Genomic DNA, 26,252 nt, shown 5'->3' with positions numbered 1-26,252 from the left:
CGGCGCAGCGACAAACTCCGGCTAAGCTCAGCACTATCGATCGCTTCGAAGGCTCCTCGCCTCGCCGCCTCACGTTGGCGCTCGCGTCAGGCGCGCTGATCGCCATGGCCGCCGCAGCGATATTGATCATCTGGCACGAATCCGCCACCAGAGTGGTCGGCACCGCTGGCTACACGACATTGCTCCAGTTCCTCTTGGTGGTCGTGCTAGGTGGCGGCGTCTCGTTGCTTTACCAGGCTTTCAACCGTCAGGCCGAACATCGGGCCGAGCGACTCAAGCTGGCCGACGACCGCGCGACCGCCATCCGCGAAACCCGCCAGCGTTACCTGGCCGAGCTGGTGGTGCTGTATAACGCGGTCAAACGCGCACGCCGCTTGCTGCGCGCCCGAGCCCAGATCCACAGCACAGCGGGAGACGGAAAACTGCGGGTCGTCACGTACGACGAGCAACTCCAACTCCTGCTCGACGCGCAGCTGAGCCTTGAGCTCATGATCCGCAATGTGATCGCTGAGGGCAACGTCTTCCACGGCGCACCTGAGCTCGTTCCTTCCTTGAAGTCCACCGAGGACTACTTACGCGAGCTGGTCACCGAGTACGAAACCGTGATGCCGCGCATTCCGTCCGGCACCACCGAGATCCCCACACCGCCAAAGCTCGCCGACTTCATCGGCCCGTACGAGCACTCCGAGTTCCGTCCCGATTTCATCCGCCCGGTCCAGGCCGCCATGGCCGCCGTCGAAAGCTTGATCACCGCCCCACAACCCTGATCCCCCGCCCTTTCGGACATCAGGAGGATGCGATGGAGCGCGACCATGGGTTCGAGGAGATCCTCGACCAGCTCGATTCGGAACCGGCGAAGGCCGCGCTCAGGTCGTGGGCGCAGGACACCGGCGTCCGTCTGACCCCGGTCAACTGGTCGGCCTCGGGTTTCACGTCGGCCCGGATGTTCGGGGTGTACGCACAGGGGAGGACGGGCTCCAGCGAAGGAACCATCATCAAGGTGGACACTGCACCGGAACGGGCTCTCACTGAACTCGAAGCCAATCAGCTGGCGGAGTGGCACGTCAAGCCGCTCGGGCTCGACCATCTGGTGCGCTACAACTTTCCCGTCAAGCCTCTGCTGGGGGGCGGATGGATCACCTTTCAGCAGGTCGCGGGGGGCGGCTTCGACAACACCATCGGATTCGACAAGATCTTCGAGAAGCACAATGATCCAGCGGCGACCTGCAAGGCCATCATCCGGTCGCTGCTCCTCGACTGGAATGCCAACACGGTGACGCGTGGTCCGATGACCGCCGGGCGGATCCTGAAGGAACTGCTGGGAGACCGGATCGAGCCGGGTGGGATCCTGCACGCCTGGGCGGACAATTACACCGGCCTTGTCTCTGCTCCGAAGACCTGGCTGCGTCACCCGGACGGGGACCTCGTCAATCCCTTCGCATTGGCCACCCGCAGAGCGCTCGGTGACCTCGTCAATCTGTATCCCTTCCGCGGGCACACCCACGGTGACTTGCATCCGGGAAACCTGCTGGTGGCCACGGAGGCTGGCGATCCGCCTAACTACTGGCTGATCGACCTTTCGCGATACCGCCCCGACGGGCTCCTGGCGTGGGATCCATGCTATCTGATGTGCACCACCATCGCGATGCGCCTACGCGAGCAGAAGGCAGTGAACCAGACCGCGCTAAGGGACGCGCTGCTGCATCCGCAGACCGCTTATGGAAAGCTCTCCTCGGAGCTCGACCGGGAGATGCGCCGGTTGATCTCCGGCATCTACGGCGCCGAACACGAATACGCGAATGCAAACGGTCTACTGGGCGACTGGCCGAAACAACGGCTCGTCTGTCTCACCGCGATCGGGCTGATCCTCTCCGGTCGGTCACTGCTCACACCGGCCGACCGGCAGTGGTTTTTCTGGCTCGCCGCGCATGCCGCCACCGAACTCCTCCCCCGCGGCGAGATCGAGGACACCGACCGGCTGCAACTTCCCCTGGAGTTCATCCTGCCGGGAGCCGACGCCAACGCATCGCGCTCCCGTCCCCGACGAGCGACGGACGGCAGTGCGGTCCCGGCCTTCCACGAACCGGCACGGGTGGCGTTGCGCAAGCGGCTGGTCGACGGGCCGTACGGCGTGGTCGTCGTGGTCGGGCCGCGCGGGGTCGGCAAGTCGACGCTGGTCAACAGGATACTGAGCGGTCTGGACAGCAGCCAGGTCCAGGTTTTCCGCACGCCAGCCGTCGGCGGGGTACTACTGGACACGAAGACCCTCATCGAGTGCATCGAAGGTGGTACAGCCCCGGGGGCCGAACTGCGGCCGGGTGAGTCTTCGTCGGCCCGATTGGAGGCGGCGCTGGACGCGATCGGAGACAAGACGATCGTCATCGTCGTCGAGAATGCACAGCACCTGCTGGGGCCGGGCGCCGTACTCACTGACGGCGCCTTGGACGAGGCCTTCGAGTCGCTGAGCGCGCGACCAGAGCACCGTGTCTCGGTCGTGCTGGTCACCAGCGTCGTGCCGACCTCCCCGTCGGACGGCACGTGGGCCGTGACCGAACCACCGATCGCTATTGCGCGCCTGAACTACGACCACTTTGTGGGTCTGCTGCGGGAGCGCCCCGGTGGCTCCTCGCGCGTGCGGCGCCTCGACGACGAAGGGCTCGGCCAGCTCTACCGGGTACTACAGGGCAACCCACGCCTCACCAACCTGTTCCACGCGGTCTGCGTGCTGTCCCTTCACCGCGTCCGGCTGCGCGCGCTGGTCGACGAGTTGTCCGGCCTCGCACCGAGGGAGGTGCCCGGAACCCTGCTCAGTCTGCTGCTCAACGACCTTGAGCCACCGGCTCGCCGGGTACTGGAGGCGCTGGCGGCCTTTCGGATCCCGGTCGCCGAGGAGCACGTTCTGGCCCTGTTCGACGATGCGGCCGACGAGGAGACTCTGCATGCGCTGGAGAGATTGACCGACAGCATGCTCGTACGGCGGGACGGCGACCGGTACGAGCTCACGGACGCCGACGCGGACGCGATTCTCCAGCGTATGGACGGAGGTGCTCGGGACCTGTCGTCCGACGTGGCGGCCCGTCTCAAGGAGATGCGCAATCGGAATCCACGATCCGTGGCTGATCTTGCAGTTCACTTCGCCGAGCTGCGGGCGCTGATCGAGTCGGGCGAGTTCGAGTCGGCGTACGAGCTGCTGGAGAACATCCACGACCGGCTTCGCGAGGGAAACAACACCTTCCTGCTGCTCGACACCCGCGACACGCTGCGCGGCCGTCTCGGCCACCCGTACCTCGAGATGGCCAACGAGAGTGCGATCGGCGGCATCCACCGTTCGCGCGGACGCTTCGCCGAGGCGCGGGCTGCCTATCAGCGTGCACTCGCCCACGCCGAACAGGACCGGCACGAGGTGGCGAAGCTCAGGATCGGGGCCAACTTGGCCGCGATGTCCTGGCTCGACAACGATGCCGAGGATGCCTTCGCGCGCTATCGGACGGTGCTCGACGGCGCCGAGCAGCTCGGCGATCCAGTCCTCCGGATGGGAGGGCTCGAGGGCCTGGCCGACTGTTACCGGCGCTGGGGACGGTTCCCGGAAGCCATCCATCACGTCGAGACGGCATACCGCCTGCCCTCGGAGGACGGTTACCCCGACACGCCGACCGCCCGCCGGGCTGCGGCCCGCAGGGTCACCCTCGCCCTGAAGCTCTCCCGCTGGCATGCCGAGCTCGCCCAACTGCCCGACGCCCGTCGGTGGATCGAGGAGGCGCAGCGCTGGGCGAACGACAGCGCCGGCCGTTGGCATCGGGCGGCGCTCGCCGACGGCGAGGCTGACCTGTTGTTCTGGGAAGGCGACAAGACGGCTTCACACGCCCGTGCTGCCGAGGCGGTCGAGCTGGCCCAGCAGCTGCACGACCCGGCCATCTTGACCCGAGCTCGAACGACCCTCTGTCTCGTGCACCTGGAGAACGGCGAACTGGGCGTCGCTGCGCAGGAGATCCTCTCGGTCAGACGCTACCGGCGCCCGGGCCACTCGCTGGTCGTGCTCGCGCTCGAGGCAGTGGTCGCCCGGCGCCAGCGCCGCCCCGCCATCGCCAGCATGCGGTTTCGGCAGTTGGCCGCCGAGTCCGGCGACCGCTACCGGCACGATCCCCGCGACTTCGCGGCCGGTGACTTTCGAGCACTCGCGATGTGCGATGACGTTCTCGACCGCGACGTTCCGGTCGACGACGCCGTGCAGGCCTTCCGGGAGTCACGGTCCGGGGCACCGGAGAGCGAGGGCCTACGCAGACTCCTGCGGTTCCTGGTCAGCCGGATCGACCTCCGCGGCCGCCCCCGGGGTCCATTGCAGCCGGTGCTGGACGAGCTCTCGGCAACCAACCCCGATCACGAGCCCGCATGATGGCCTCAAGGCGGCTGCGTACACCGATCTCCTTGTACAGAGCCTGTAACAGGCGAAACATCGCGCGCTCGGAGTACCCGGCCCGCTGGGCGAGCTGCGCCACGGTGACTCCCTCGGCAAGCTGACGCAGCCACTCCAACCGTTCCGCCGGGGGAAGTGAGTGTTCCTCGCCGGAGGCCAGCGCCACCGCCACCCCGGCGGGCAGGACCGCCTGACCGTCGAGCGTGGCCTCGATCGTGCGTCGCAACGTCTCGTTGGTGACACAGCGCGGTATCACCGAGCGGGCACCGGCACGCACGGCCCGAACGCCGAGGACCACGACGTCGTCCTCGACCACAGCGATCACCGAAGGGGGTGACATTTCCTCCCCCAGCCGGAACAGCAGGTCCCAGTCGCCGTGCCCGATCAACGTCAACAGCACGACCGCGCCCGGAGACCGGCGGACCCATGCCAGCGGGTCTTCAGGCGTCTCAACGATGTGACCGATCGCGGACAGGGTCGCGGCCACTCCCTGCTTATACATCGGCAGGGGGTCGAGGACCGCGACATGGACGGTCACCGGTGATGGACTTCCCTTCTCGGCCGCGCGGGCTACAGCGTAGGCACTTGTGCTCGCCCACCGGTCCGCCGACTCACCAGCAGGTCAGGTTTCTGCCACTTCCTGGCACGACCACGGCAGATATCGGTCGGTATTCAGCATGCGCCGATGTCCTTACGCTCGGTGCACCTACGCCTTCGAGGAGTTGCCGTGGTCTACGACGACGACCCCAGCGATCCACCTCACCAGGATTTCGACGTCAGCGGTTTGCCGCTGCCGACACCTGTACCGCCGCCCTCACCCGAGCTGTACGACCTGATCGCCGAGGTTATAAAGGAGTACTGGGATGAGGGCTTGGCCCGCAAGCTGACCGAATCTCAGCGGAGGCAGAGGGTCCGACGAGTTCAGCCCCTGTCCGAACTCACCAAGGGAATGGTCCTCTGGGTTCAGAAAACTCTGCACCCAGGCGGATGATTAACCGGCTGTTCAGCCGCCGTTGATCGATAGTGCGATGCCAGCGATCATGGCGGCGGCGTCGCTCAGGCGGCACGCAATCGGGGCGGCGATCTCCCCTCCTTGGATTAGCGGACCAGCGGCATCTGGGACCCGGGGAGCAGACCGACGGTTCCGGCCGCGCTGGTCACGATGCGGAAAGCCGAGACAGGCTGAACAACAGTGCCGTCGATTTTGGACCGCAAGCTACCCCTGGGTCTGAGCGGGTGAGCGCGGACGACCTCCGATTTCGAGCACGAGCAGCAGGCGCCGAAGCTGCCGCACATACAGGTCTTCGCCGTAATCGATCCCCTTGTAGGGTGCGCTCCATGGCCGGTGAGGAGACTCCCATCCCAACGCAGCTGCTAACCGTCTTGAACGCTGGCGGCCAGCAGGCTCTGGCTACTGCCATAGGCGACATGGTGCGCGACTGGCTGACAGAGCACGGTTGGGCCGACAGCCTGGAACAGGTCTCTTTCACGACCTACCAAGACCTTTTCAGTCTCCCCCCGGCGGGCTGGCCGGTAGCCGCGATCATGCTGAACGGCCACTATCAGCTCGAGAATCGGGTTTGCGCCGAGGACGAGGGAGGCTTCTGGGGATGGCTGGAAGCGCTCGGCCTTCACTTCGAGACCAGGTCATTCGGCGTGCACGAGATCAGCGTTCCAGACGACGCGCCGTTGAGCGTCGAACTACACAACCGGCTGACTACGCTCCAAGCCTTCGAGTGGAACGCACAGCTGGTGGCACCTGACTACTCGGCGATCTACCACACCGTCTTCGAGCACTTCGGCCTCCATCCCGAGCAACTGGGCGATCTCCACTGGCGGGGCTTCGAGGAGCTATGCGCCTCCGTTTTCACGGCCCAGAACTACACCACCCTGCTCGGCCAGGGACGCAACGATGGCGGCGTCGACATCCGCCTCACGGCACATCCCGTCTACGGCGAGCAACTCTCGGTCGTTCAGGTGAAGCGCTACAAGAAGAAGAAGATCGACATTCAGTTGGTCTCGTCGATCCTCGGAGTGGCTCACGCTGAGGGGGCCGCTCGAAGTCTGTTCGTCACTTCCAGCAGCTTCCTGCCCTCCGCCCAGAAATTCGCTCACGCCCACGCCAGCTCGATCCCGCTTGACCTTGTCGACGGGCAGCGAGTCGCAGAGTGGTGTCGTGAGCTGCTGCCTGACCCAAACGCGCTTCGTCAACAGGCGGCATCGTGGAGCCTCAACGGCGCGAAAATCGTCGTCGCCTCGATCGGTGTCGGGATGATCAACTGGGAATGGGCCGCCGTCGTTGTAGAGACGCCGTCGGCTGCTCGCCTGATTCCGCTCGACGCCGTTCACGTCCGGTTGTCGACCGACCCCATGCGGGGCACCGAGACTCCCGACCTGTCCCGCCCACTACCTCCGGCAAGCCTCTCCTTCACCGCCCGCCGCCGCAGGGACAGTGGCAGGGACGAATATCAAGGCGACAACGGTCGGTCCTACTTGGTTTGGGACGGAGAACCCCGATATTTCGACGACGCCGACTGAGGACCTCTTGAACGCCCTGGTTACCTTCCCGGCTGACCTGTCGCGCCTTTCGATGCACCCACCCAGGGCGGCAGCCCACACCCACTCACAGCGACTCATGGGGGCAAGTCACACCGCGTCTGTTAGCTCGGGCCGTGGGAGCCTGGCGATCGTCGGCGCGTATACAGTTCGGTCGGCCAGGTGAACGGACCCGACCTGAGCCTCGGCTTGCGGCGATAGGCAACCGCGGTACAGAGCCATTGGCGGCAGCCTCCTCACGCAGACGCTCCATCTCATCGTGCTGGACGGCCAGTCGAGACCCTGCCAGCTGCTGAAACCGCTTCAGGTCAGCGGTCGTCTCATCTCGTACGGTGACGCAGCCGGGGCACCGACGGTTTGAGCAACCAGACGCCTTGCGACCTGTACGTCATACCGTGATCCGATAGAGCGGGATTCGGCCCTACCTCAGAGTCCCGTGCGAGTATTGAGTGCTGACCACACCATCGCACGCCTGTCACGGCACAATTCTGGCGTGGCCGCGCCGGCCTCGCCGGCCCGCGCCGGCTAAGCGGCGCCAGGACCAGCGACAGGTTCCAGCCAAAGCGGTAGACCCGGCGGTGACGTGCTCACCAACTGCCCAGCCTGAAGCCCCACAAGCTCCCTCCGATGCAGCTGACGGGAGGCGTCGGGCAACGTTGACTCAAACGGTTCTGGATCAGGTCGGCCGTCGACAACTATGCCGACGCGTCGCCCGCCGACGGTCCTGGCGATGTAGTCCCCGTCAATGGAGACCTGGATTACTCCCGAACTATTGAACATCATCTCTCCTTAGCGGCCCGCCTGGCGCGCGGCCTCCCTTGCTATATCGGCTCCCCGACCGAACAACCCCTACTCAGGTCGACCGACTCGGATGGTGCCGTGGAGGGCGTCGCGCACGTCGGCAGGTAGGAGGTCGGCGAGGGTGAGGCTGTGACACGGATGGATATCGATAGCTTGGCAGCAGCCGGCGCTGCGGATGACAGTGTTTAGGTGTTCTGTCCATGGACGTTAGTGGCAGGGCGTAGATCTTGAAATGGGTGAGGACCTCCGGGTGAGGTGGAGCTTGTCAAAGGTTCCGCATCAGCCGGGAGGTCCTCGTGACCCACGCTAATGCACCCCTGACCGAACGCGGCAGGGCTGCGTCTGGCCCGCTGCGTCGTCGACGACGAGTGGCCGCTGCGCCGGGCCGCGGAACGGTTCCAGGTCAGCCCGACAACAGCGAAACGCTCGTCCGATCGCTACCGCGTCGAAGGCGCCGTGGGCATGAAAGACCGCTCCAGCCGGCCACACCACAGCCCGAACCGCACCCGCCCCCAGGTAGAACGCCGGGTGCTGCATCTACGGACCAGCCGACGGTGGGGACCCGCGCGCATCGGCGGACGCCTGGATCTGCCCGCCTCCATGTGCCACGTGATCCTGCGCCGCGCGGGCGTCACCCGCCTGGCGCATCTCGACCGAGCTACCCGCACTCGGCGGCCCACCCGCCAGCCGCGTCCCCAACCTCTGTGGACAGAACACCTAGTCGTCGAGCCGGGGCGGGTGAAGATGGGTCCGGGTGACGTCGCATAGCTGCTCCGTGCCGACAGAGCCAATGAGCCGGGTTTGGGTCACGCTGCCTGCGAAGCGGTGGTCGCCGTCGGGTGTGTTGACGTGTTTGGTCTGCCGAATGATCTGGAGCAGGACAAGTCCCTCGCGTTCGAGCGCGCTGGCGAGCAATGCTTCGTCGATGAGAAGTCCCCCGTCGTTGCCAGGCCAGGGCTCTGGATCGAGGTGCAAGAGCTGCCCGTCGACGGTGATGCCGGCGCCATTGCGGTGGTGCAGTCCTGGGAACAGAGCGGCGGGTGCTGCGGTGAGGATGTGGACGTTGAGGGTGGCGGCTAGCGAGCAGTCGAGGATGCTGCCTTCCCAGCAGTAGCGTTCAGTCATGACGATCGCGGACACTCCGAGCCCGAGCGAGTCGGTGCCGATCGCGTCGGTCCAGCGTTCGGGTCGGAAGTCGGCGACCGTGTTGGCGCGGTAGACCGCTCCGGCCGGCCATTCGCCGAGGTACATCTCATCAGTGAAGCTGACGTCGAGGGAGAAGCCGTCCAGATCCTCCTCGCCGGTCCAAGCCTGCAGCGCGCGTAGGTCCTCGCGGCGGATGAGGACGCCGTCGATGCTGGCCGTCAGGTCGGCGTGCGTGGTGTTGCGGTCAGTTCGCTGCGGGATGAGGTGCCGGTACCCGCTAAGGATGCGGTAGCGGCGGCCGGGCCGCCGCGGAGTGCTATGGGTGGTGGGCCAGTGGCCGAGGTCGGCGTCGACCACGAGGAAGTCGCTCAGGTCGGGCAGGTCTGCCGGGTCCGTGGCCCAAAGGGACAGGTGGACGACGGGATCCTGGTCCAGCGGCACAGCGGGGTGGACGACCTGAGGTATCGGCAGCCACCACGCACGCTGCTCGCTAGCGTCTTCTGCGGCAGTGACCGAAACAGGCCCATCGTCCGTCGCCACGTCTGGGGTGACGGTGCCTTCGGCGGTCAGTGGACGGATCTGCCAGAGCTCCCGCCACCATCGGACGTCAATGGGTCTCGGACGGTCGAGAAGGTGGGTCGGGTCGAAGTCGCGGGCGTCGAGCTGCCAGGCGCCTTCGTATGGTGCTTCGCGCTCGCCGTGGTCGCGGTGGCGTAGCTTGTGGGTGCCGGATAACCGCGCCAGTGCTTCATGCCAGGCAAGCCACTGGTACTTCTTGCCGAATCGCTCCTCCTTGTGGGACGTTCGTCCGCGGTCGAAGTGACTGATGTCGGCGTCGACCTCGCCGAAGGCTTGGGGTGTCCAGCCGAGTTCCAGGACCCGGGCGAATATCCATCCCGGCAGCACGCTCGGGTCAAATCCGGTTAACGGCGTGTCCCGGGTGTCATCGATGCGCTGGGTGCCGAGCCTGTACCAGTACGGGCGGTCGACGTGCATGACGTACGAATGGAAGTCACCCATCTTGTCGAGTGATCCGATCACCTGCCCCCACCCGGTGGTGACCGCCTCCTTCTTCCGCTCATCATCGAGACCGGACCCGGCCGAAATCGTGTCCGCGTCTGCCCGGAAGCGCGGATACTCGGCTTTTAGCTGATCGAAGTCCGGTAGTCCCAACTGGCCTGGCCAGATTGCCGGGTACGGCGGCATTGAGATCTCGCGCAGGTACGCGACGTCGGCGTGTTTGGGAAGCGCCTCGGCGAGGTGGTTGACTGCTGACGCGACGTAGTCCCGCGCAAGTACATGAACGGGAACGCCCACCTGCTCAACGAACGCCCGCAGGGCCGCTGCTACGGGCTCGGGCTCGACCGTACGCATAGTGATTGCCGCGTACGCGACCGCGAGCACTCGCTCGGTGACATATCCGTCGTCAATTCCTGCCGCGAGCTGCAGCAACGCGGGGACGACCTCGCTGTCGTGGGGTGTTAATGACACTAAGGCGCGGGTTGCCGCGTCGCGCAGGAAGCGGTCCGGGGACGGCAAGGCCCATAGCAGAGCTTCCGCGGTAAGACGGGCCACCGTGGTCGTGCCGTCGACGTCGACGTTCAGCACTGCCGACGGTGCAGTCCTTGCCCAGTCCAGCAGGGGTTGGTACGGGCTCCACCTGTCTCGCCTGAAGCCCCGGTACCCGCGGATCTGCGCGGTCCATAGGCGATCCCGTTGCGCCATCCCCATCGGAGCAAGCAGGTCGTGCAGCCAGCCGTGGCCAAGCGGCCGGTCCGGGTGGATAGTGAGAAGTAGCGCTCGGCTAATCGCTTCGCCGCGCAACCGATCCGGCAGAGCGGCCGCAGCATCGAGGTCCGTGCCGAGGATCAGGTCCGCGAGGAGCTGGCGGGTACGGTCGGTGAAGCTGGACGACTCGCGCTGCAGGAGGCCTCGTAGCCAGGGTTCGGTGATGGCCCACTCCAATGATCGGTCATCGAGCGTGGGATCGGTTCGCTTCATGGCCTCGGCGATTTCCGGCAGCTCGACACCTACGCGCTCTGGAGCGGCAACGGCCAGAGATTCTAGTAGCGTCCGCAGCCGGTAGGTCTTGATTGATTTCTTGTCGAGATCAGCGGCTGGCAGTCGCCGGGCCATCTCGTCGGCGATGTCGGCCGTGGACCAGCCGGCCGTGTCAGAGCCGCCGGCAAGTAAGACTTCCGCGGCGAGATGATCGCTGATGCGCTCGAAGGCGAACCGAACCACCCGCGAAGGAGTTCGACCGGCTTCCTCTAGGACGAAGTCTTCGGCGAGCAGTCCCTCGCTGACCAGAACGCCGAGCGGTGTCTTGTCATAAGGCGTGCCGGGCGCCGTGGGCACAACGGCGTGAAGCGCCGCAACCGCCTCCGCGTACGGAAGCACTGGGCGCGGGCTCCTGGACATCGCTCCGGCCACGGACTCACAGCACGGTCGTGCAATCTGCTGATAGGGGCTGGTCCCTAGTTGGTGTCGGGCGCGCGCGTCAACGTCTTGAAAAATCGCTTCGATGATCCGCGACAGCCCAGGGATCGGCCGCGCGAGCAGCCCAGCATTGTGTCGGGCGGCCTGGCAGAACAGTCGCAGCATCAACGGGTTGGACAGCTCGCGGAACAACGAGGGCGGCGCCGCCGGCAGCGGGAGCCGGTAGTGCTCGAAAAATGCCCGGACCGCGGTTACCGGCTCCTCAGCGAATCCCTTGTGCTCCACCTGGGTCAACCGAGCCTCGTCGACGTGGTCGGGAAGGATCATGTCCTTGGCGACCGTGCGGACGCTCAGGATGACGCCAATCCAGGGGTAACGGCGGGCCACTGTGAGGAAGGCGGCGAGATGGTTGGGCCACAGCTGAAGGCCGTTATTCTCGTTGATAGCATCAATGATCAACAGCGCGCGTTGCTGGCTGGCCTCGGCGCGGGCGCTGAGCGCCTGCAGGAAGGTCTCGGCCTCGCCGTCGAACCGAAGTGCTTTCATGACTTCAGACCAGGGATTGCCGACGCCGAGCTGCTGGCCGAGCACCACCACCGCCGGCTGACCGCGTTCGAGAGCGAGCCGCGCGGTGTCGCACAGCAGGTGAGTCTTTCCGCTGCCGGCATTACCCCACAGCAGCATGGCCGGTGCTGTGTACGCGGGCCAGTCCTCGTCGAACGCCGCGATGACCTTGGCGCTCACCTCGGCGAGCTCCTTGAAGGTTCGGTGCATCCGGCCGGCCCCGCCATCCTGTTCGGCGTCCGGATGCGGAGACAGCATCCGCACCGCGGTCTGCAGGTCCTGCCAAGCCTGCCGCCATGGACCGACCGGCACCTGCTTGTCGGGGGTCGGCCTCTCGTCGGAGGTCAGCGGCAATGGCAGCGCTGCGGCGAGTTCGTGCAGTCTGGAGCTCACGGCGGGGTCGATGGCCGGATCGAGTCGCTCGATGTGGCCGATTACGGACGCGGCATGCTGCTCGAGGTCGACGAGCAGCTGTGGAAGTCGGGCGAAGTTGGCGATCTTTCGACCGGCCGGCACGCCGACCGTCAGGTTGCGGTTGTAGCGGGGCCCGACCTGTTCGACGACCTCGTCCAGTCGTTCGGCAAGCCATGTACGGCTCAGCAGCGGCCGCTCGAACCACCAGCGGTACCGGCCGGCGTGTTCCTCTCGCGACAAGGCTTCAACGATTTCAGACTTGCCCATGTAGTGGAACTCGACGGTCCGCCCCAGGGTCGCCACATGGTTCTTCCACTGCTCGACGTAGTGATTCCACTTGTCCATGAACCACTGCTCGCCTGACTTCCTGGGATCGGCACGGTCGCTGGGAAGGGCGACCGTCATGGCGGTCAGGTGCGAGTGCTTCTCAATCGCCGTCTTCACGCTGCCTGTGATCTTCGACCACTGGTCGGTACTCGGACTTCCCAGGAAGAATTTGGCCTGCAGCCCGTGCTCGGCACCGCTAGCGTCGATCGAGTAGCCCTCGACCCCACCATCCGGGGTACCCAGGCGCACGAACGCTTGCCCCTTACGGAGCGCCTCTGCCCGGGCGATCTGGCAGCACAACTCCTCGAACCCGGTATCCTGCCCGCGCCCCCACGGGCGGATGGCGGCAAAGTCGACATCAATCGGCACCGCACGATTCTGCCGGACCGCTACAGCAGACACCTGGCCAGGAGTCCAATACCCGTCAGCCAATCCTGATGAAGGTCCAGGCACCAGCAGCGAAGCGCAGACCCCGCGCGCTGGGAACCGCGCGCTGCGGCTTATCACCGTGGGAATAGTTCTCGAACAGCCCGAAGCGAGCAGCCACGAAGTCAAGTCACGTTGCTCCGGGAGGTTGCCGACAACCGAGACCCTGAGTAGGCGGTACGTAACTCGACGAGTCCGTCGCCTGCACGCCAGGACCACCTCCAAGGGCCCGTGAACCGACCAATCTGGGAGGTCGGATTCGAGCGGTCGTCGCAACGGTGACGGTCGTCAGGGTGCCAGAGCGGCGTGGAAAACGTCGGCCGGGGTGCGCCAGCCTAGCGTCTTGCGAGGCCGGTCGTTGAGACGTTGCTCGGCGGCGCGGAGATCGGCGGCGGTGTGCTTCGGCGGGTCCCTGCGGTTGGGGGGTACTGGCGCAGCGGACCGTTGGTGTTCTCGTTCGTGCCGCGCTGCGACGGCCGGCCGGGATGGGCGAAGAGCACCCCGTCACGCAGCAACGGTGCAACCTGCTGTTGGTGGGCCATCTCCGCGCCCTGGTCCCAGGTCAGTGTGAGGCGCGCGGCCTCGGGAAGTCCCGCCAGTACGGCGAGGAGCGCGTCGCGGACGGCTTCGGCGGTGCGGTCAACGGGCAGGTGCACCAGCCGCAGGTATCCACATCCCGGTTTGATTGGCGCACCTCCGTGTCACTGCCCTCAGTGGCGGGTAGACCGTAGATCGTCTCGGCTGCTGACAGGCCCATCAGTCCTCGTCGCGCGGTGGCCCCGTCGACACAAGGCCCCAGGCCTGGTCCGGTCGACGGGTCGACGAGCGCCTTCGCCGGGGCGTCCGCCTGCCAGTTCGTCACCACTACGGCGTCGGACGCGGCGTCGGAGCGCTCGAAGGCGTACGGCCAATGCGGCATCAGCACCAGGCCGTGACCGGCGAGGCGGGCGAAGACGTGCGCCCTGGGCGCGCACTGTAGTCACCGCACTGCGCTGGTGGTTTTGTGGCTCTCCGCTTTCAGGAGGCGCCCAGTACCTGAAGCCGGCTGGAATGCCTGCCGGGGATTCCTGCCCAGGCCCTGATCAGGAGGCTCCCTGTGCGTGCCCTCGCAAGTACCGCCGCGGTCGACCGCACCGTCCGGGTGTCGGTCGGCTGCGGAATCGTTAATCTACGCCGTGGTCGCGGCGGTGCGCTGCCAACGCCCGCTGGTCCGGCCGGGTGCGCGGGATCCGCCGTCGGCCGGAGTTCGACCCCGGCGAACTCGCCGTAGTGGTCGAGCCCTTCCGCAACCTGGACCCGGTACGAGTCGTCGATCCAGAGCAGCCCTTGGTCGAAGAGGTTGTGTAGGTCCGCTCGGAGTAGAAGGCCGTTGGATACCCGGTTGGTGGCCGGCCCGTCGTACGGCTCGATGTGCGCGGCCTGTTGCGCCGCCTCCACGCCGCAACCGCTGATCGCACAGCGGCCCTGGTACGCCTCGATGAGCCGACGACGGAAGTCGGCCTGTCCCTGTCGGGCCGTTACCTGCGCCAGCCGCCGACGGCGGCCCTCTGGCAGTCCCTCGGGGTCGGGCGCCCGGGCCTCGTCCAGGATCTTGGTTAGGCGGTCCGCCTCTACGGGCTGCACGGCGCGAACGCCCTGCACGACCTTCTCCAATACGTCTGTCCCCGCCACGCCGCGTGTGAGTAAGAAACGGGTGAGCGGCACCTCCCAGCGGATCTCCAGCCGCCACTCCGAACCGTCGCCGTCGACGCGGAGGTACGGGTCAGCCCAGGCGGTCCCAGCGGCCACGATCCACCGGTGCGGGGTGCTGGCGTAGACCCAGATGCGGTCCCCGGCCCGGATCTGATGGAAGCAGGAGAAGAGGTGCCAGTCGTCGTATGCGCCGTCGGCTGGCAGGCTCCCAAACATCTTCAGCACGTCCTGGTCGTAGCCCCACACCTCGGTCCGGTCGTTCACCGGATAGATCCACTCGGCGGCCGGGCGCGCACGGCCCAGCACCTCGTCGACAAGCCGGTGGCTGTGCCCAGCGCCCTGCACGGTCCGCGCGGTGATGAGGGCGGAGGTCAGGTGCCGGACTGCGGCAGCGAAGCGCTCGTCGGCGAGCGCCGCAACCAGCTGGTCGTACGGACCACACACCCGAGCCTGGTCCGGTCCCGCGTCCCGGTAGTCAGACCGCTCCTCGGTGAGGCCCGGAAACTCCCGGGCTAGGGCTCGGCCGGTCGGCCAGTGCCGACGGAGCACGGACCACCGGACGACGACGAACCCCTCGGCTACGTCCTGGTTCTCCGGATCGAGCGGTTGGTGCAGAACAAGCGTCTCCGTCGTTCGCATGCACACCGCGGCCATCGAACGACAGCTGACCCAATGGCCTGGGGAGACATCAGCTTAACGACAGCGCAGTGCTGACTTGATCTTCGAGGGCATCGCGGCGCACAGGTCGGCTGGCTCGCCGAACTGCTTCCAATACGGGTCGGCGGCCCACTGCCACTGGCCGCCCTGGTAGCGCATGATGATGTAGTCGATCGAGTAGCCAGTAACCGCAGCGTATGCCCAACCCGCCTGGCAAACCACCGAACCTAAGACGGTGAATTTCACCGTCGTGTGTTCGAAGATCGCATAACCCTGCCTGTCGGCCTGCTGCCTGAACTGCTCCTTTGTGGGGCACGGCTCGACAGTCTTCGTGCGCGGCTTGCCGCTCGGCGCCACTGCCGGGTCGACGGCGCCGGTCCAGGGCGGGGCGGCGAGTCCGGTAACCCCAGTTGCGATCTTTACGCCGGCGCCGTTCACCTCGCTGTACAGCGATCCATCCTCGAGCACCACTGCCTTGAGCTGACGGCTGAGCTGCCTGACATACCGCACCGGTCCGCCGTCAACGCTGACCCACTTGGTGCCGTCGAGCCTCCAAAGACTGAGCGGCATGACTGGCACCCCGCCGTATGGGTCGCATACCCAACTGTGCAGCGTCGCGTAGAGTTTGCCGTCGCCGCTCCACCAGGCGTCCTGGATGCCGACCTCGGCGTTACTGCCGGCGGGGGTGAGCGCGGTGGTATCGGTCTCGACGGGGGCGCCGGCGTCGGTGCCGGCGAGGTACACCGGACCTGGGTGACCGCAGTCGCCGGAACTCTCGATGACGGCAAAGCTGAAGCGACCGTTTGCGGCGGCAGCGGCCATGACCTCCTGCAGCTCAGGGAATTGGTGGACCAGTGTCGTCTGCCCGTCGGGCCGGACCCTGATCATTATGGCCTTGTCCCCGCCATTGACCCGGCCAACGACCAGCATCTCGGTCGCCGTGCCGGTCAGTGCTTCCGTCAGCCGGGTGCCGGTTGGAACACGCACCGGCACGACTCGCGGGTCAGCGACCGTCCCAAGGTCGGCCAGCATGAGGCGGCCCTTGTCGTCTACCCAGCCTGCACCGGCGTCGCCGATAGGTGCGGCTGCGGTACACCGGCATTTGATGGTATGGACCGCTCCACCGCGGCTATCAATGACGACGAGTTCCTTCTTCTTGCTAACAGCGAAGGTGTAGCGGCCGTTGACCGTCCAGCGCGGAGCGGTCTGGAACGTCCCGCCGGCCGAACGTGTGATGTGGTCGTGCCGGGCGATGACCAACTCCTTGGCGGTCACGTAGGCGTACACCGGCAGCGCGGACGCGACGGCGTCGGCGACCTCCGCGACAGCGTTGTTTGTCAGGTGGATTTCCGACATCAGGTTGGAGTGTTGGCAGGGCCCGCCGAGCGCAGTCTTGGCCGTGTTGTAGAAACTGGCGACGTCGGCGTTGTAGACGTATTTGCAGGTGACCGTGACATGCTCGGTGGCATCGGCGGTCGCCGAGTCCTGCAGGACGGCCGTGTCACCGACCTTCCAGGGCGTGCCGGCGACGCAGCCCAGTGTCGTACAGGTCCGCCCCTGCAGCTCGATCTGTCCCGCTAGGGCGAAGACTCGGATCTGCCCGGGCCACCGCTGGGCGTCCCGCAACTGCTCGGAAGAGATGCGGAGCGCTTGGGCGGCCGGGGTGTCCAAGCCGGAGAGCAGGCCGCGCACGATGTCGCAGGCGTCGTCCGACTTGCCTTCGCATGAACTCAGGAGCCGGTTGAAGAACTTAACGATTTCTGCAATGCCTGCAACCACTCTGCTGGCACCGTTGTTTGTGAGTAGGGTCGAGGCAGCCTCGGCGATGGCAGACCCGGTGTACGGCGTCCCAAAGGTGATGACGGTGGATATCCGATTTGCGCGCTCGACGGCACCCTCGGCCGCGGTCACCGCCCAGCGGGTCGCCAGGCCGCCCATCGAGTGAGCTACCACGACGACCTTGCGGCCGAACCCTTCGGCCAGGCAGTCGATCGCCTTGGCAACTCGCGTGCCGGCGTTGTCCGTGCCGGCTACCCACTGCTGGTTGCGGTCCTGGTAGTCGAGCTCGAACACGGCGGCGCCCGGGATTGCCTGGAACTGACCGACCAAGCTGCGGGGGCTATCGGCGATCGGGGCGCCGCCGGCGTTCATAGTGATGGGCTTGTCGAACGCGCCCGGCTTTGGCCAGCCGTCGTGCTTGAACCCGGGCGAGCCATTGAAACCGTGTACCAGCAGTACGGGCGAGTAGCTGCCGATCGCGTCCGGGTGATACTTGAGTGCCGCGCTGCCCGCCTGGGACCGCCGGACCACCTGATTCTTCTCGTTTCGCTGCTCATCTCGCAGCTGCAGCTTGGTGCCGAGCGCGAATTCACACGATCCCGGCATCGTCGGCCCTGCCGGTTCCGCCAGAACGGGTAAGGCGACGTCTGGCGTGAACGCGCCTAGCAGGACCAGGGTCAGGAAGACGTTGAGTCGTCTCATGAGTTCATCCGTTCCACGTCTGCAAGGCGCCAGCCGCCGGATTCGAAGCTGAGGGTCAGCCACACCTTGGCCGGGTGGGTACTCGCCGTTACGGTCGCCACGACGGTGGCCACGTCGCCGGTGCGCCTCCAGGTGGCCGGGTCGACATCGGTCTTCGCCGCCGGCCTCCACACCGCTGCCAGCTCAGTCGCCTTGCCAGTCAGTGGCGCGGCGAGGCTGTCAGAGCGCCCCGTAGCCAGATCGTCGGGCAGCCGCCCAAGAACGTCGCGAACCGCGCCGATGCGCGGCTGCTCGCCTGGCTCCCCACCGGTATGCAACTCGACCTGGCGGCTGCCGCCCGGCCCGGCCAAACGTTCAGGAGCGGACGGGCGCAGGGCGAGGACGGCACCGCCCGCCACCAAGGCAACTCCACACGCGCCGGCGGCCAGCAGCCTCCATCGTTGCCCGATCCAGACCAACATGCTGCGAGCCAATCAAAACCCCGAACCCTCAACAACGCCCCGCCCAGCCATGAATACCCGATGATCGCCGTCGAGCAATTGCGTCCGGCTGAGAACGAGCAACCGTTCGGAGGGAAGGACCGCCTTCAACGTCGCGCCACCAGCTATAGCCGCTTGACGAGGAATCGGTCGAGAGGCCCTCGGTCTATCTTGTCCCCTATAGAGGATGCTTGAAGAGGTCTTGTGTGGACGGCACAGCGGCAAGGCATCCTCGCTGAACGGGCGGCGAACCACCCCCACTGGCTCGCCGCCCTCTGCTGCCCGAGGGCCACGCTACCGGCCGAATATCAGCTCGTCGACGCCGAGGAAGCCCTCGACGATCTGCCACACCGGCTCGTGGTGCCGCCGGCTCGGCGTGCACGTACAGGTTCATCGCCGTCGACACGCTGGCGTGCCCGGCCATCGTCCGCAGCGCCGCCAAATCGACGCCCTCGGTGGCCAGCACGTCAGCAGCGAATGCCACAATCCGTGCATCGTCATCCGGCGCGGCAGTCCCTTCTCCCGCGCCAGGTCGCGGATCTCCACCCACCGATCCGTGTAGAAGTCCTCGTACCGCCAGTGGTTGCCGCGCGGCGCCGCGAACACGAACTGCCGACCCGGCTCGCGGCTGGTGGCCGCACACCGCTCGGCGACCATCCGCGCCACGGCAGCGGTCAGTAGCGCCTCCTGGTAGCCCTGCTTCGTCTTCGGCTTGGGCTCGACCACCCACCGCCGGTTCACCTTCCGCAGGACCTGCACGATGGACACCGTGCCCCGCGCGACGTTCACCGCCCCGGGCGGCAGCGCCGACACCTCACCCCAGCACATGCCCGTCGACAGCCTGCACGGCAGCAGGTCCGCCGCCTCCTGGTCGACTGCGGTGCGCCGCCGGGAGCAGCAACGCACGACCACTTCGACCTCTACTAGGTCATCTCCGACGATGCCGCCGGAGAGGCGGCTCGGCTTTCCCCGCAGTCCCTCACCGTCGAGCCCACACTGATTTCCCCCGACCTGCTGACCCGGCTCACCGCCATGGATGGAGCCGTACTCGTCGCTTGCATGGGCGGTGCCACGCAGTTGGCGTCATCCTCGACGGCCTCGCTATGGGGCGAGGCGACCCCACCAGGGGCAGCCGGTATAACAACCCGGTCCGCTATCTGGATGGCGATCCACCGCGAGCCATTGTCATCGCTTACAGCGCCGACGGCGACGTCGACATACTCCCGCGCCTGCGGCCACGGCAAGATAAGCAATTGGTTGCCCACGCCGTCTGCCGCTACCTAACCCTGGTCGATGCGGAGCCGTCGGTGTTCGAACAGGTCTACGACGCTTGGGACCAACTCGATGCTCTCGCCTCCTACCTGTCCGAGCAGCAGTGCGGGGAGGCCAACAAGGCAACGGCGAAGCTGCGCGCGTGGTGCAGAGCAGAGCGGCGGCCGCTCCGTGGCCCGCGCGTGCTCACACCCGATCCCGGGATGGACGACACCTATTGGTCGTCGGCGCGACACGACGCGGGAGGGAACACATTGAGCCTTTGAAGCTTGGTTTGCAGATCAAGGGCGGCATCGGCAGACCTGCGGTCGAAGGCGAGGCTCCAGGTGAGACAGCAGCCGACCGAGATCCGATGCGACCGGGACCTCGTATCTGCTTCCTGGGGGCGTTTGGGCCGCCGGGATGTGGTTGACCCGGGAGGTCAGGTGGAAGGTCTTCGCCCGTGCCGGCGACAGCGAGACCGGCCGGGTGCTCCGATGGGAGTTCGGCACCGAGGACGAGACGCTCGCCATGGTCAAGCGTCTACTCGCCGCCGACGCGAGCGGCCAGTGGCGCAAGCAGTCCGGCGACAGCCAGCCGCCACAGCAGACCTAGCACCCGGCTGACGGTCTGCGCCTCGGGGCGCAGACCGTCAGCCGGATCGCGCTCAGGAGCTACAGGTGTTGAGCATGCTCTGCAGGGCGGACTTCTCCGACGACTGCAGGGTCAGGCCCCAGCTGTACTTAACGGTGATCCACATCTTGCTGTAGGTGCACCGGTACGACGCCAGAGGCGGCTGCCAGGTGGAGGGGTCCTGATCGCCCTTGGACTGGTTGACGTTGTCCGTCACCGCGATCAGCTGCGGGCGGGTGAGGTCGTTGGCGAAGCTCTGCCGGCGGCTCGTCGTCCAGGAGTTGGCGCCAGAGCGCCACGCCTCAGCGAGGGGGACGACGTGGTCAATGTCCACGTCGGAGGCCGCCGTCCAGGTGGCGCCGTCGTAGGGGCTGTACCAGCGGCCCGAGGTAGCAGCGCAGGCGCTGTCGACGACGACGGAGGTGCCGTCGCGCTTGAGGACCTGCTCGCGCGTGTTGCAGCTACCGCTGATCGTGATCCAGTGCGGGAACAGGTCCCGCGAGTAGCCGCTGGTCGAGCCTTGGGTTGCCACGGTCAGGGCGTTGAGCTGCGACTGGGCCGTCGCCTTCGACGGGATCCCGGGGGGTGTGGCGGACGCGGGCTGCGCGCTGACGCCGACCAGGGCGGCGACGGCGGCGAGGACGACAGCGGCGTGGCGCGTGACGCGTGGGAAACGGGCTGAAACTTGGGTTACCCGCATGGGGGCCTCCTCGGCGCTGGGTGGACGGCAACCGTCTCTGACGATCATGTCCATCGAAAGGCGTGTTTGTGAAGAGGCGAGAAGCAGCCACGAAACTTCGAAGCACTTCAGCGGTGTGCGGGCACGAGCTGGGCGGACCCAGCGGGGCGTGTGCCGCCTTTCGTTGCGGATGCCGCCATCGAACTTTCGGCGTCATCCAGCGCCAGCGCGGGGACCTGCCGGCTCCCAGCCAGCCGAGCAGTGCGGCGGCATCCATCGGGACCACACCGCGGACGGTCGCCAAGGCGGGACCGGCGGGCTCCAGGATTGGCGGCTTGCTGATAGTTGCTGCCCACTCGCGCGGGTGAACCGTATCGTCAAGCTCATCCAAGGGCCGATCCGTGGACAGTGAAAGCGGGCGGTAGCTGTGAGGATCGCGACGTTCAACGCCAACAACCTGTTTTCCCGCTGGTCGTTCCAGGCGGAGCTTTCCCGGACCGCGGCCAATCCCCTGCTCGCCGAGATCGCCACCGACGCTACGCCGGACGCAACAGGCGGGCCGAGTAGCGAGCAACCGTCAGTGGTCGAGGTGGTCCTGCCCGACGGCACCCACGTGAGCGGGATTCTGCGCACCTTCCGCGGCAAACTGGTGAAGGGCAAGGACCCGAAGGCCCGGGCGTGGATCGCACGACGCATCGCCGCCCTGAACGCCGACGTGCTGTGCCTGCAGGAGGTCGAAGACCAAGACGCCCTCGACACGTTCCACCGCGACGACCTGCGCCCGCTGGGCATCGACTACCGCTACCGGGTCGTCGTGGAGGGCAACGACCCCCGCCGCATCGACGTTGCTTTCTGCTCCCGCCACCCGATCACCCGTATTAGCTCCTGGCGGTTTTGGCCCGACCCCGACGGGGAACCGGTGTTCGGCCGCGACCTCCTTCAAGCCGAGATCGCCGCCCCGGACGGTAAACCGTTGCACGTGCTGGTCAACCACCTCAAGAGCAACTTCATCACCGACGAACACACCCTCACCACCGCCGGGGTCGCAGCCGCCCGACAAGCTATTGCTGACCGACGCCGCGACCAAGCCACGGCGATCGCCAAGATTTTGCGTCGGCAGCGGCTGACCCGCCGCGTTGTGGTCACTGGCGACTTCAACGACGCCCCTGACGCCGAGACCCTTGCCGCCCTGCAGCAAGCGAACCTCACCGAAAACATCCAACGGGGCACCACGATCGCCGGCCCCAACCGCAAGGGGACCCTCGTCGACGACAAGTTCGCCGACCTGTCCCCCACCATGTGGACACACCGGCATCGGGCAAAGGGCGTCACCACCTTCGCCCTCTACGACCAGATCTGGACGACCCCCGATCTCACCGTCACCGCCGCGCATGTGATGCGCCGTACCCAGATCAGCGGTGACGGGTCCGACCACGATCCCGCATACATCGACCTTGTCGTGAGCTGACGCTGAACCATTCACCGGAGCCCCGCCACTGTACGGTCAGCGACGCGCCGCAACGTCGACAGCTGCGCCCGCTCGGCCGACGTCGATCTACGCCGCTTTGCCCCCGCCTGGCTGGAAGCTGTCCTCACGGGCACCCGAACGGAGCAGACTGACGCTCGACTTACATAAGGGTCACTATGTTGCAACTTCGCCGCCGGTGACGCGGACAGCCCCTCGGGCACCTACGGTACTGGAGGCGTGGGAGTTCAACTCCGTGGGGCGATCGATACCGCAACCCCACCATGGCCCGGCGAAGACCAGGATATGATGATCGACTGTCGCCTATAGCTAGCCTGACACCAACTGCCGCCGCCTCTCGTCTACCACCCCGCCAGCCAATGCTGCCGCCTGCCCAATCACCGTTGGAGTTTCGCCTGAGCCACCTTCACGCTGCCCTGAGCATCGCTCCGAAAGCGTCCACGAGCCCGACGGCGACCTACCTGTCGGGCTCGTTCGCTGTCCGAATCACCTCTCCCCTGCCGCTTCGTGGGTGCGGGTCGGGCTTGTGGCCAGCCACACCAGACTCCGGATAACCCGGTTGTCCGCATCGCCTTCCCCGCAATAAGGTGTCCAGCCATGGGTGGCCTTTGGGTGCCCGGGCGCCCATTGATGACCCGGAGTTCGTGGTCCTTGCTGGGCCGCCCTTACTGCACCGGTACCGAGATCTTCGGCGCGGTGACGGACCGCTCCTCCCGCGAACTGCTGTGGGGGCAGGTGCCGGTGGGGCAGGCCCTGTCGTTGCTCAGCTGCATGCTGCGTGACCTTGACCTTGAGGACGCGCCGGATGCGGAGGTCGAGGCCCGGTGGGCGTCGCAGCTTCCTGGCGAGGCCGCATCGCGGGCACGTGCCGCGATTGCGAACGGGCGACGTTTGCTCCCGCCGCAGCTCCTGTTGGTCGCGCTCAAGGAAGCCCTGGCCCATTCTTCCCCCGGGCCAGCCCGCGATGACCTAAGCAATCTTGACGTCGTGCTGCAGGCGGTGCTCAGCATCGCCGACGAACTGGGCCAAGTTCGCGAGGACGACGAGCCTCAGTGGGGCGGCCTCGAAGCCACTCTGGCTGCGGAGCTGCTGGCCAATCAGTACTTCAACGTGACCGCCCGCCCGGCACCGCTGATGGCGCGAACCCAGGTGACCTGGCGCGAAGGTTGGTCCTCGGCTGTCGGCGAAAAGGAGCGGCTACGGGCCGGCGGGCAGCCGGCAGAGCTGTTCGCCGAGGCTACCGGGTGCGCGCTGGACGCGTTCCTTGGTGTCGCCACCCACCTGTGGGTACAGGCATACATCCACAAGCACCTGCGCTTCCCCCCGGAGTTCTTCGACCGCCTCGGCATCGACCCGGCGGCCATCAACCTGTTTCTCGACGCCACCTCGGTACCCCTGGACGACCTGCAGCAGCAGGTAGCGCAACAGCCGCCTGCCACGGAGCAACCGTGGGAGTTCAACGCCCTCCGGCGCCGGCCCATCGTCCGGCTACCCGACGGCTCGGTACAGGTCATCCGGGTCGGCTTCGTGCTGGAGCGGGCGTTCGGCCAGGTGCCCGAGTTCGACGTCGCCGACCACCTTCGAAAGATCGACGGCGGCACCGACCAGAGAGTCAAGGGCGGCCGCGAGGAGGCGTTCAGGTCCTGCCTCAACTCTCAGTTCGAGTACAGCATCGGGGAGGTCCTGCGGCGCATCTTCCCCGCCAGCGGCCACTTTCAGCGGGTGTACTCCGAGCGCGAGATGTGGCACGCCTGGAAGACGAAGAAGAACACCCCCAAGGTATGCGACTGGGTCGTGGACTGCGGCGACGTTTGGATCTTGCTGGACGCGAACAATCGGCGGCTCTCCCAACCCGTGGTCGGCGGACAGGCAGACGTGCCCCAACTGGACAAGGAACTGGCGGCCGTTCTTGCCGACAACAAGGCCCGCCAGATGGCGTCCACCATCCGGCATCTCACCCAATTCCTCCCGCAGCTCACCGGCCGGAACCTGGTTCCCGGCACCCGCTTCGTGCCCTTGATCGTCACACCGGACGACGGGCTCCCGTGGAACCCGGCGGTCCATCGCCGGGTCCAGGAGGTGTTGGCCGCGAACGGGACGTTGCAGACCAGCCGGGCGACGGCGTTGGGGGTCATCTCCCTGCACGACCTCGGCCTGGTCGAGTACGCAGCCGACAACGGTCGCGACGCCGGGAACCTGCTGGGCACCTGGAGATCCCAGCAGCCCGAGGTGGCGCTCCAGCACTTCATACACGGGCAGGGCGAGGAGCTGCACAGGCCGCAGTGGGTAACGGACACCTTCTCGCAAGTCGTGGACGAACTCGTGGAGCAGCAGACCAGCTACTTGGAAACTGTCCCCGGTTCTCCGCCTGCGGCGAGCTGATGCAACGGAGGCACTCCGGCGACCCGCCGGACGTCTCACACACGGTGGCCGCCGCCGTCCGGCATGTTGCCCAAATTGCTCGATGTCGACGTGGACCAGGTCGCCGGGGTGTGGGTGCTCGTAGTGACGGATTACCCGGCCGCTGGCCCGGTCGAGGTGATTGAGCCAGGCGAGCGGTAGCGAGCGGATCACAGTCCCGCCGCCCTCCTCGCGGTCTCTGTCATGCCGCCGTCTGCGCGAGCCTCGCCGTACGCGCTGCACGCCGTAAGCCCGGCGGCGCACCGGGAACCCGAGCTGGCCGCCCCGACACCCGTCCCATTAGAGGGATACTCGACTTCTTCTCGTTGCGGCCGCGTGTTGGTGGTCGGACAGGCACCATGCAGGATCAGCGAGATGGTCGCGGAGCCGATGACGCCGAAGGCCGCGGCGGCGAGCCCAGAGCCGTCGGATGCCCGCCGGAGATGATCCGGAGCATCTCCGATGGGCCGAACACTGCGGATCCCTCATAGAGCGGCTTAGCGCCAACCCCACGGAGCGCGCCGGCATTGGGGTCAGGCACCCACACCCACCAGGACGGCGCGAAACCATCTCCTCGGCTCAACGCCAGCGCCACGCCGAGCTGGTAATGGTGGCGCTCGACGGCAACGGCCGCCTTGTCGACGTCCTCGCTGTCGAGGGCGCGCCCGCGGAAGCGCTTGACCTCGAGGAAGAGGAGGTTATTGGTGCAGCCACCCCGCCCTCTGCGATGGATCACAAGATCGGGGCGCATGTGGGTGCCGTCCGCCAGGTTCCGGGTCTTGCGGCGCGCGGCCGTGCCCTCCCGGTCATACTCCGCATCGACGTCCCACGGGCCGTCCACACGGTTGGCAAGGTGATGGCCCAAGCGGAAGCACAGCGCGGTCTCACCCACGCCGAGGTCGAACAGCTGCCGGTCCTGTTCGTAGAGATCCCGCAGGGCCTGCTTGAGCCAGCTGAGCGCCGCCGTCACGCGTTGATCCTACGTGGGCGTGCAGGCGCGCGGCCTCCCCCGGCCCCACGTTGCTCGACTAGCACCGGCCGCAATACCGGCCCTTCGCCCGACCACTGCGTAACGTTGACAAGACTCGACAACCTACGCTCCTCGACCATCGACCTCCCTAGCTTGTTACTAGCCGTAACAAATGGTCGCTGACCTGCCTAGACGAGGCTGTCCGCTGATCAACGCCTGCCACCCGTCATCACCCGTTGGCATGAGTTTTCGGGGCGTAAATGGGGGACGCCAGCACGGTGCGGGCCGGTAACCGGACTTAAGCTGCACCTGTCAGATTGGGAACAAGGCGCCTACCCTCCCACCCGATGTCGCCGCGTCCTGGGACAGCGCCAGTGGCCTGCGCCAATCGCTTCGGCTACCGCTTACGGGAAGCTGCCATGGTCTTGCTCGGCGAC

The 26,252-nt window shown here is 66.6% G+C and carries 17 protein-coding genes and 2 pseudogenes; 9 read left to right on the top strand and 10 right to left on the bottom strand.

Annotated elements, in window-relative coordinates; all coding sequences use genetic code 11:
* Positions 1 to 74 precede the first annotated feature (74 nt).
* Entirely contained in the window at positions 75 to 767 is a 693-nt protein-coding gene (locus AB0B98_RS11175) for a hypothetical protein (RefSeq protein WP_357362148.1), read from the top strand.
* 32 nt (positions 768 to 799) lie between these two features.
* Positions 800 to 4,393, top strand: coding sequence for an AAA family ATPase (locus tag AB0B98_RS11170; RefSeq protein WP_357362146.1), 3,594 nt, complete (start codon positions 800 to 802; stop codon positions 4,391 to 4,393).
* Here the strand turns inward: AB0B98_RS11170 and AB0B98_RS11165 are convergent.
* Positions 4,299 to 4,952: a DNA-binding response regulator gene (locus tag AB0B98_RS11165; protein ID WP_357362144.1), complete on the bottom strand. Its 654-nt coding sequence runs from the start codon at positions 4,950 to 4,952 to the stop codon at positions 4,299 to 4,301. The genes AB0B98_RS11170 and AB0B98_RS11165 overlap by 95 nt on opposite strands.
* A 189-nt stretch (positions 4,953 to 5,141) precedes the next feature.
* On the opposite strand from AB0B98_RS11165, the gene AB0B98_RS11160 reads away from it, so the two are divergent.
* The 3 genes and pseudogenes from AB0B98_RS11160 to AB0B98_RS11150 all read left to right on the top strand — a co-directional run.
* On the top strand, positions 5,142 to 5,405 hold the full coding sequence (locus AB0B98_RS11160) for a hypothetical protein (RefSeq protein ID WP_357362142.1): 264 nt from the start codon (positions 5,142 to 5,144) through the stop codon (positions 5,403 to 5,405).
* Between the two features lie 347 nt (positions 5,406 to 5,752).
* Positions 5,753 to 6,952 carry a restriction endonuclease gene (locus tag AB0B98_RS11155; RefSeq protein ID WP_357362140.1) on the top strand — a complete coding sequence of 400 codons (1,200 nt, stop codon included), beginning with the start codon at positions 5,753 to 5,755 and terminating at the stop codon, positions 6,950 to 6,952.
* Between the two features lie 1,115 nt (positions 6,953 to 8,067).
* Positions 8,068 to 8,434, top strand: a pseudogene (locus AB0B98_RS11150) (leucine zipper domain-containing protein); the annotation flags it as partial.
* 54 nt (positions 8,435 to 8,488) lie between these two features.
* On the opposite strand, the gene AB0B98_RS11145 reads toward AB0B98_RS11150, so the two are convergent.
* The 6 genes from AB0B98_RS11145 to AB0B98_RS11120 form a co-directional block, all read right to left on the bottom strand.
* Positions 8,489 to 13,030, bottom strand: coding sequence for a hypothetical protein (locus AB0B98_RS11145; RefSeq protein WP_357362138.1), 4,542 nt, complete (start codon positions 13,028 to 13,030; stop codon positions 8,489 to 8,491).
* 392 nt (positions 13,031 to 13,422) lie between these two features.
* A complete protein-coding gene (locus AB0B98_RS11140; protein ID WP_357362136.1) occupies positions 13,423 to 13,743 on the bottom strand; it encodes a hypothetical protein in 321 nt (106 codons plus the stop codon).
* A 361-nt stretch (positions 13,744 to 14,104) separates the two neighbouring features.
* Complete coding sequence (locus AB0B98_RS11135) at positions 14,105 to 15,418, bottom strand: HNH endonuclease (RefSeq protein WP_357362134.1); 1,314 nt, start codon at positions 15,416 to 15,418, stop codon at positions 14,105 to 14,107.
* Positions 15,419 to 15,472: 54 nt separating this feature from the next.
* Positions 15,473 to 17,917 (bottom strand): hypothetical protein, encoded by a 2,445-nt coding sequence (locus AB0B98_RS11130; protein WP_357362132.1) that lies wholly within the window; start codon positions 17,915 to 17,917, stop codon positions 15,473 to 15,475.
* Positions 17,914 to 18,378 carry a hypothetical protein gene (locus tag AB0B98_RS11125; RefSeq protein ID WP_357362130.1) on the bottom strand — a complete coding sequence of 155 codons (465 nt, stop codon included), beginning with the start codon at positions 18,376 to 18,378 and terminating at the stop codon, positions 17,914 to 17,916. The genes AB0B98_RS11130 and AB0B98_RS11125 overlap by 4 nt, the downstream gene beginning before the upstream one ends.
* Before the next feature lie 408 nt (positions 18,379 to 18,786).
* Positions 18,787 to 19,308, bottom strand: coding sequence for a hypothetical protein (locus tag AB0B98_RS11120; RefSeq protein WP_357362128.1), 522 nt, complete (start codon positions 19,306 to 19,308; stop codon positions 18,787 to 18,789).
* A 191-nt stretch (positions 19,309 to 19,499) separates the two neighbouring features.
* On the opposite strand from AB0B98_RS11120, the gene AB0B98_RS11115 reads away from it, so the two are divergent.
* Together AB0B98_RS11115 and AB0B98_RS11110 are read left to right on the top strand one after the other, a co-directional pair.
* Positions 19,500 to 19,934: a hypothetical protein gene (locus tag AB0B98_RS11115; RefSeq protein ID WP_357362126.1), complete on the top strand. Its 435-nt coding sequence runs from the start codon at positions 19,500 to 19,502 to the stop codon at positions 19,932 to 19,934.
* Between the two features lie 136 nt (positions 19,935 to 20,070).
* A complete protein-coding gene (locus tag AB0B98_RS11110) occupies positions 20,071 to 20,262 on the top strand; it encodes a hypothetical protein (RefSeq protein WP_357362124.1) in 192 nt (63 codons plus the stop codon).
* 52 nt (positions 20,263 to 20,314) lie between these two features.
* Here AB0B98_RS11110 and AB0B98_RS11105 read toward each other — a convergent pair whose 3' ends face one another.
* Positions 20,315 to 20,980, bottom strand: coding sequence for an HNH endonuclease family protein (locus AB0B98_RS11105; RefSeq protein ID WP_357362122.1), 666 nt, complete (start codon positions 20,978 to 20,980; stop codon positions 20,315 to 20,317).
* A 406-nt stretch (positions 20,981 to 21,386) separates the two neighbouring features.
* Between AB0B98_RS11105 and AB0B98_RS11100 the strand changes: the two genes are divergently transcribed.
* Entirely contained in the window at positions 21,387 to 22,427 is a 1,041-nt protein-coding gene (locus AB0B98_RS11100) for an endonuclease/exonuclease/phosphatase family protein (protein ID WP_357362120.1), read from the top strand.
* A gap of 615 nt (positions 22,428 to 23,042) precedes the next feature.
* Positions 23,043 to 24,827 carry a hypothetical protein gene (locus tag AB0B98_RS11095; protein WP_357362118.1) on the top strand — a complete coding sequence of 595 codons (1,785 nt, stop codon included), beginning with the start codon at positions 23,043 to 23,045 and terminating at the stop codon, positions 24,825 to 24,827.
* A 38-nt stretch (positions 24,828 to 24,865) separates the two neighbouring features.
* On the opposite strand, the pseudogene AB0B98_RS11090 reads toward AB0B98_RS11095, so the two are convergent.
* Positions 24,866 to 24,992: pseudogene (locus AB0B98_RS11090) on the bottom strand (IS481 family transposase); the annotation flags it as partial.
* 220 nt (positions 24,993 to 25,212) lie between these two features.
* A complete protein-coding gene (locus tag AB0B98_RS11085) occupies positions 25,213 to 25,815 on the bottom strand; it encodes a hypothetical protein (RefSeq protein ID WP_357362116.1) in 603 nt (200 codons plus the stop codon).
* Between the last annotated feature and the right edge of the window lie 437 nt (positions 25,816 to 26,252).

This window comes from Micromonospora sp. NPDC048947, assembly GCF_040649495.1.
Taxonomy (GTDB): Bacteria; Actinomycetota; Actinomycetes; order Mycobacteriales; family Micromonosporaceae; genus Micromonospora; species Micromonospora alfalfae.
Note: the sequence above shows the minus strand (reverse complement) of the source record. Positions and strands in the feature narration are given on the sequence as shown.

What these genes read in the sequence shown, in the direction of transcription:
- AB0B98_RS11135 (WP_357362134.1), bottom strand. Translation starts at nt 15,418, where the DNA reads ATGCGAACGACGGAGACGCTTGTTCTGCACCAACCGCTCGATCCGGAG.
- AB0B98_RS11155 (WP_357362140.1), top strand. Translation starts at nt 5,753, where the DNA reads ATGGCCGGTGAGGAGACTCCCATCCCAACGCAGCTGCTAACCGTCTTG.
- AB0B98_RS11170 (WP_357362146.1), top strand. Translation starts at nt 800, where the DNA reads ATGGAGCGCGACCATGGGTTCGAGGAGATCCTCGACCAGCTCGATTCG.
- AB0B98_RS11125 (WP_357362130.1), bottom strand. Translation starts at nt 18,378, where the DNA reads ATGTTGGTCTGGATCGGGCAACGATGGAGGCTGCTGGCCGCCGGCGCG.
- AB0B98_RS11095 (WP_357362118.1), top strand. Translation starts at nt 23,043, where the DNA reads ATGGGTGGCCTTTGGGTGCCCGGGCGCCCATTGATGACCCGGAGTTCG.
- AB0B98_RS11110 (WP_357362124.1), top strand. Translation starts at nt 20,071, where the DNA reads ATGTGGTTGACCCGGGAGGTCAGGTGGAAGGTCTTCGCCCGTGCCGGC.
- AB0B98_RS11130 (WP_357362132.1), bottom strand. Translation starts at nt 17,917, where the DNA reads ATGAGACGACTCAACGTCTTCCTGACCCTGGTCCTGCTAGGCGCGTTC.
- AB0B98_RS11115 (WP_357362126.1), top strand. Translation starts at nt 19,500, where the DNA reads ATGGGGCGAGGCGACCCCACCAGGGGCAGCCGGTATAACAACCCGGTC.
- AB0B98_RS11105 (WP_357362122.1), bottom strand. Translation starts at nt 20,980, where the DNA reads ATGCGGGTAACCCAAGTTTCAGCCCGTTTCCCACGCGTCACGCGCCAC.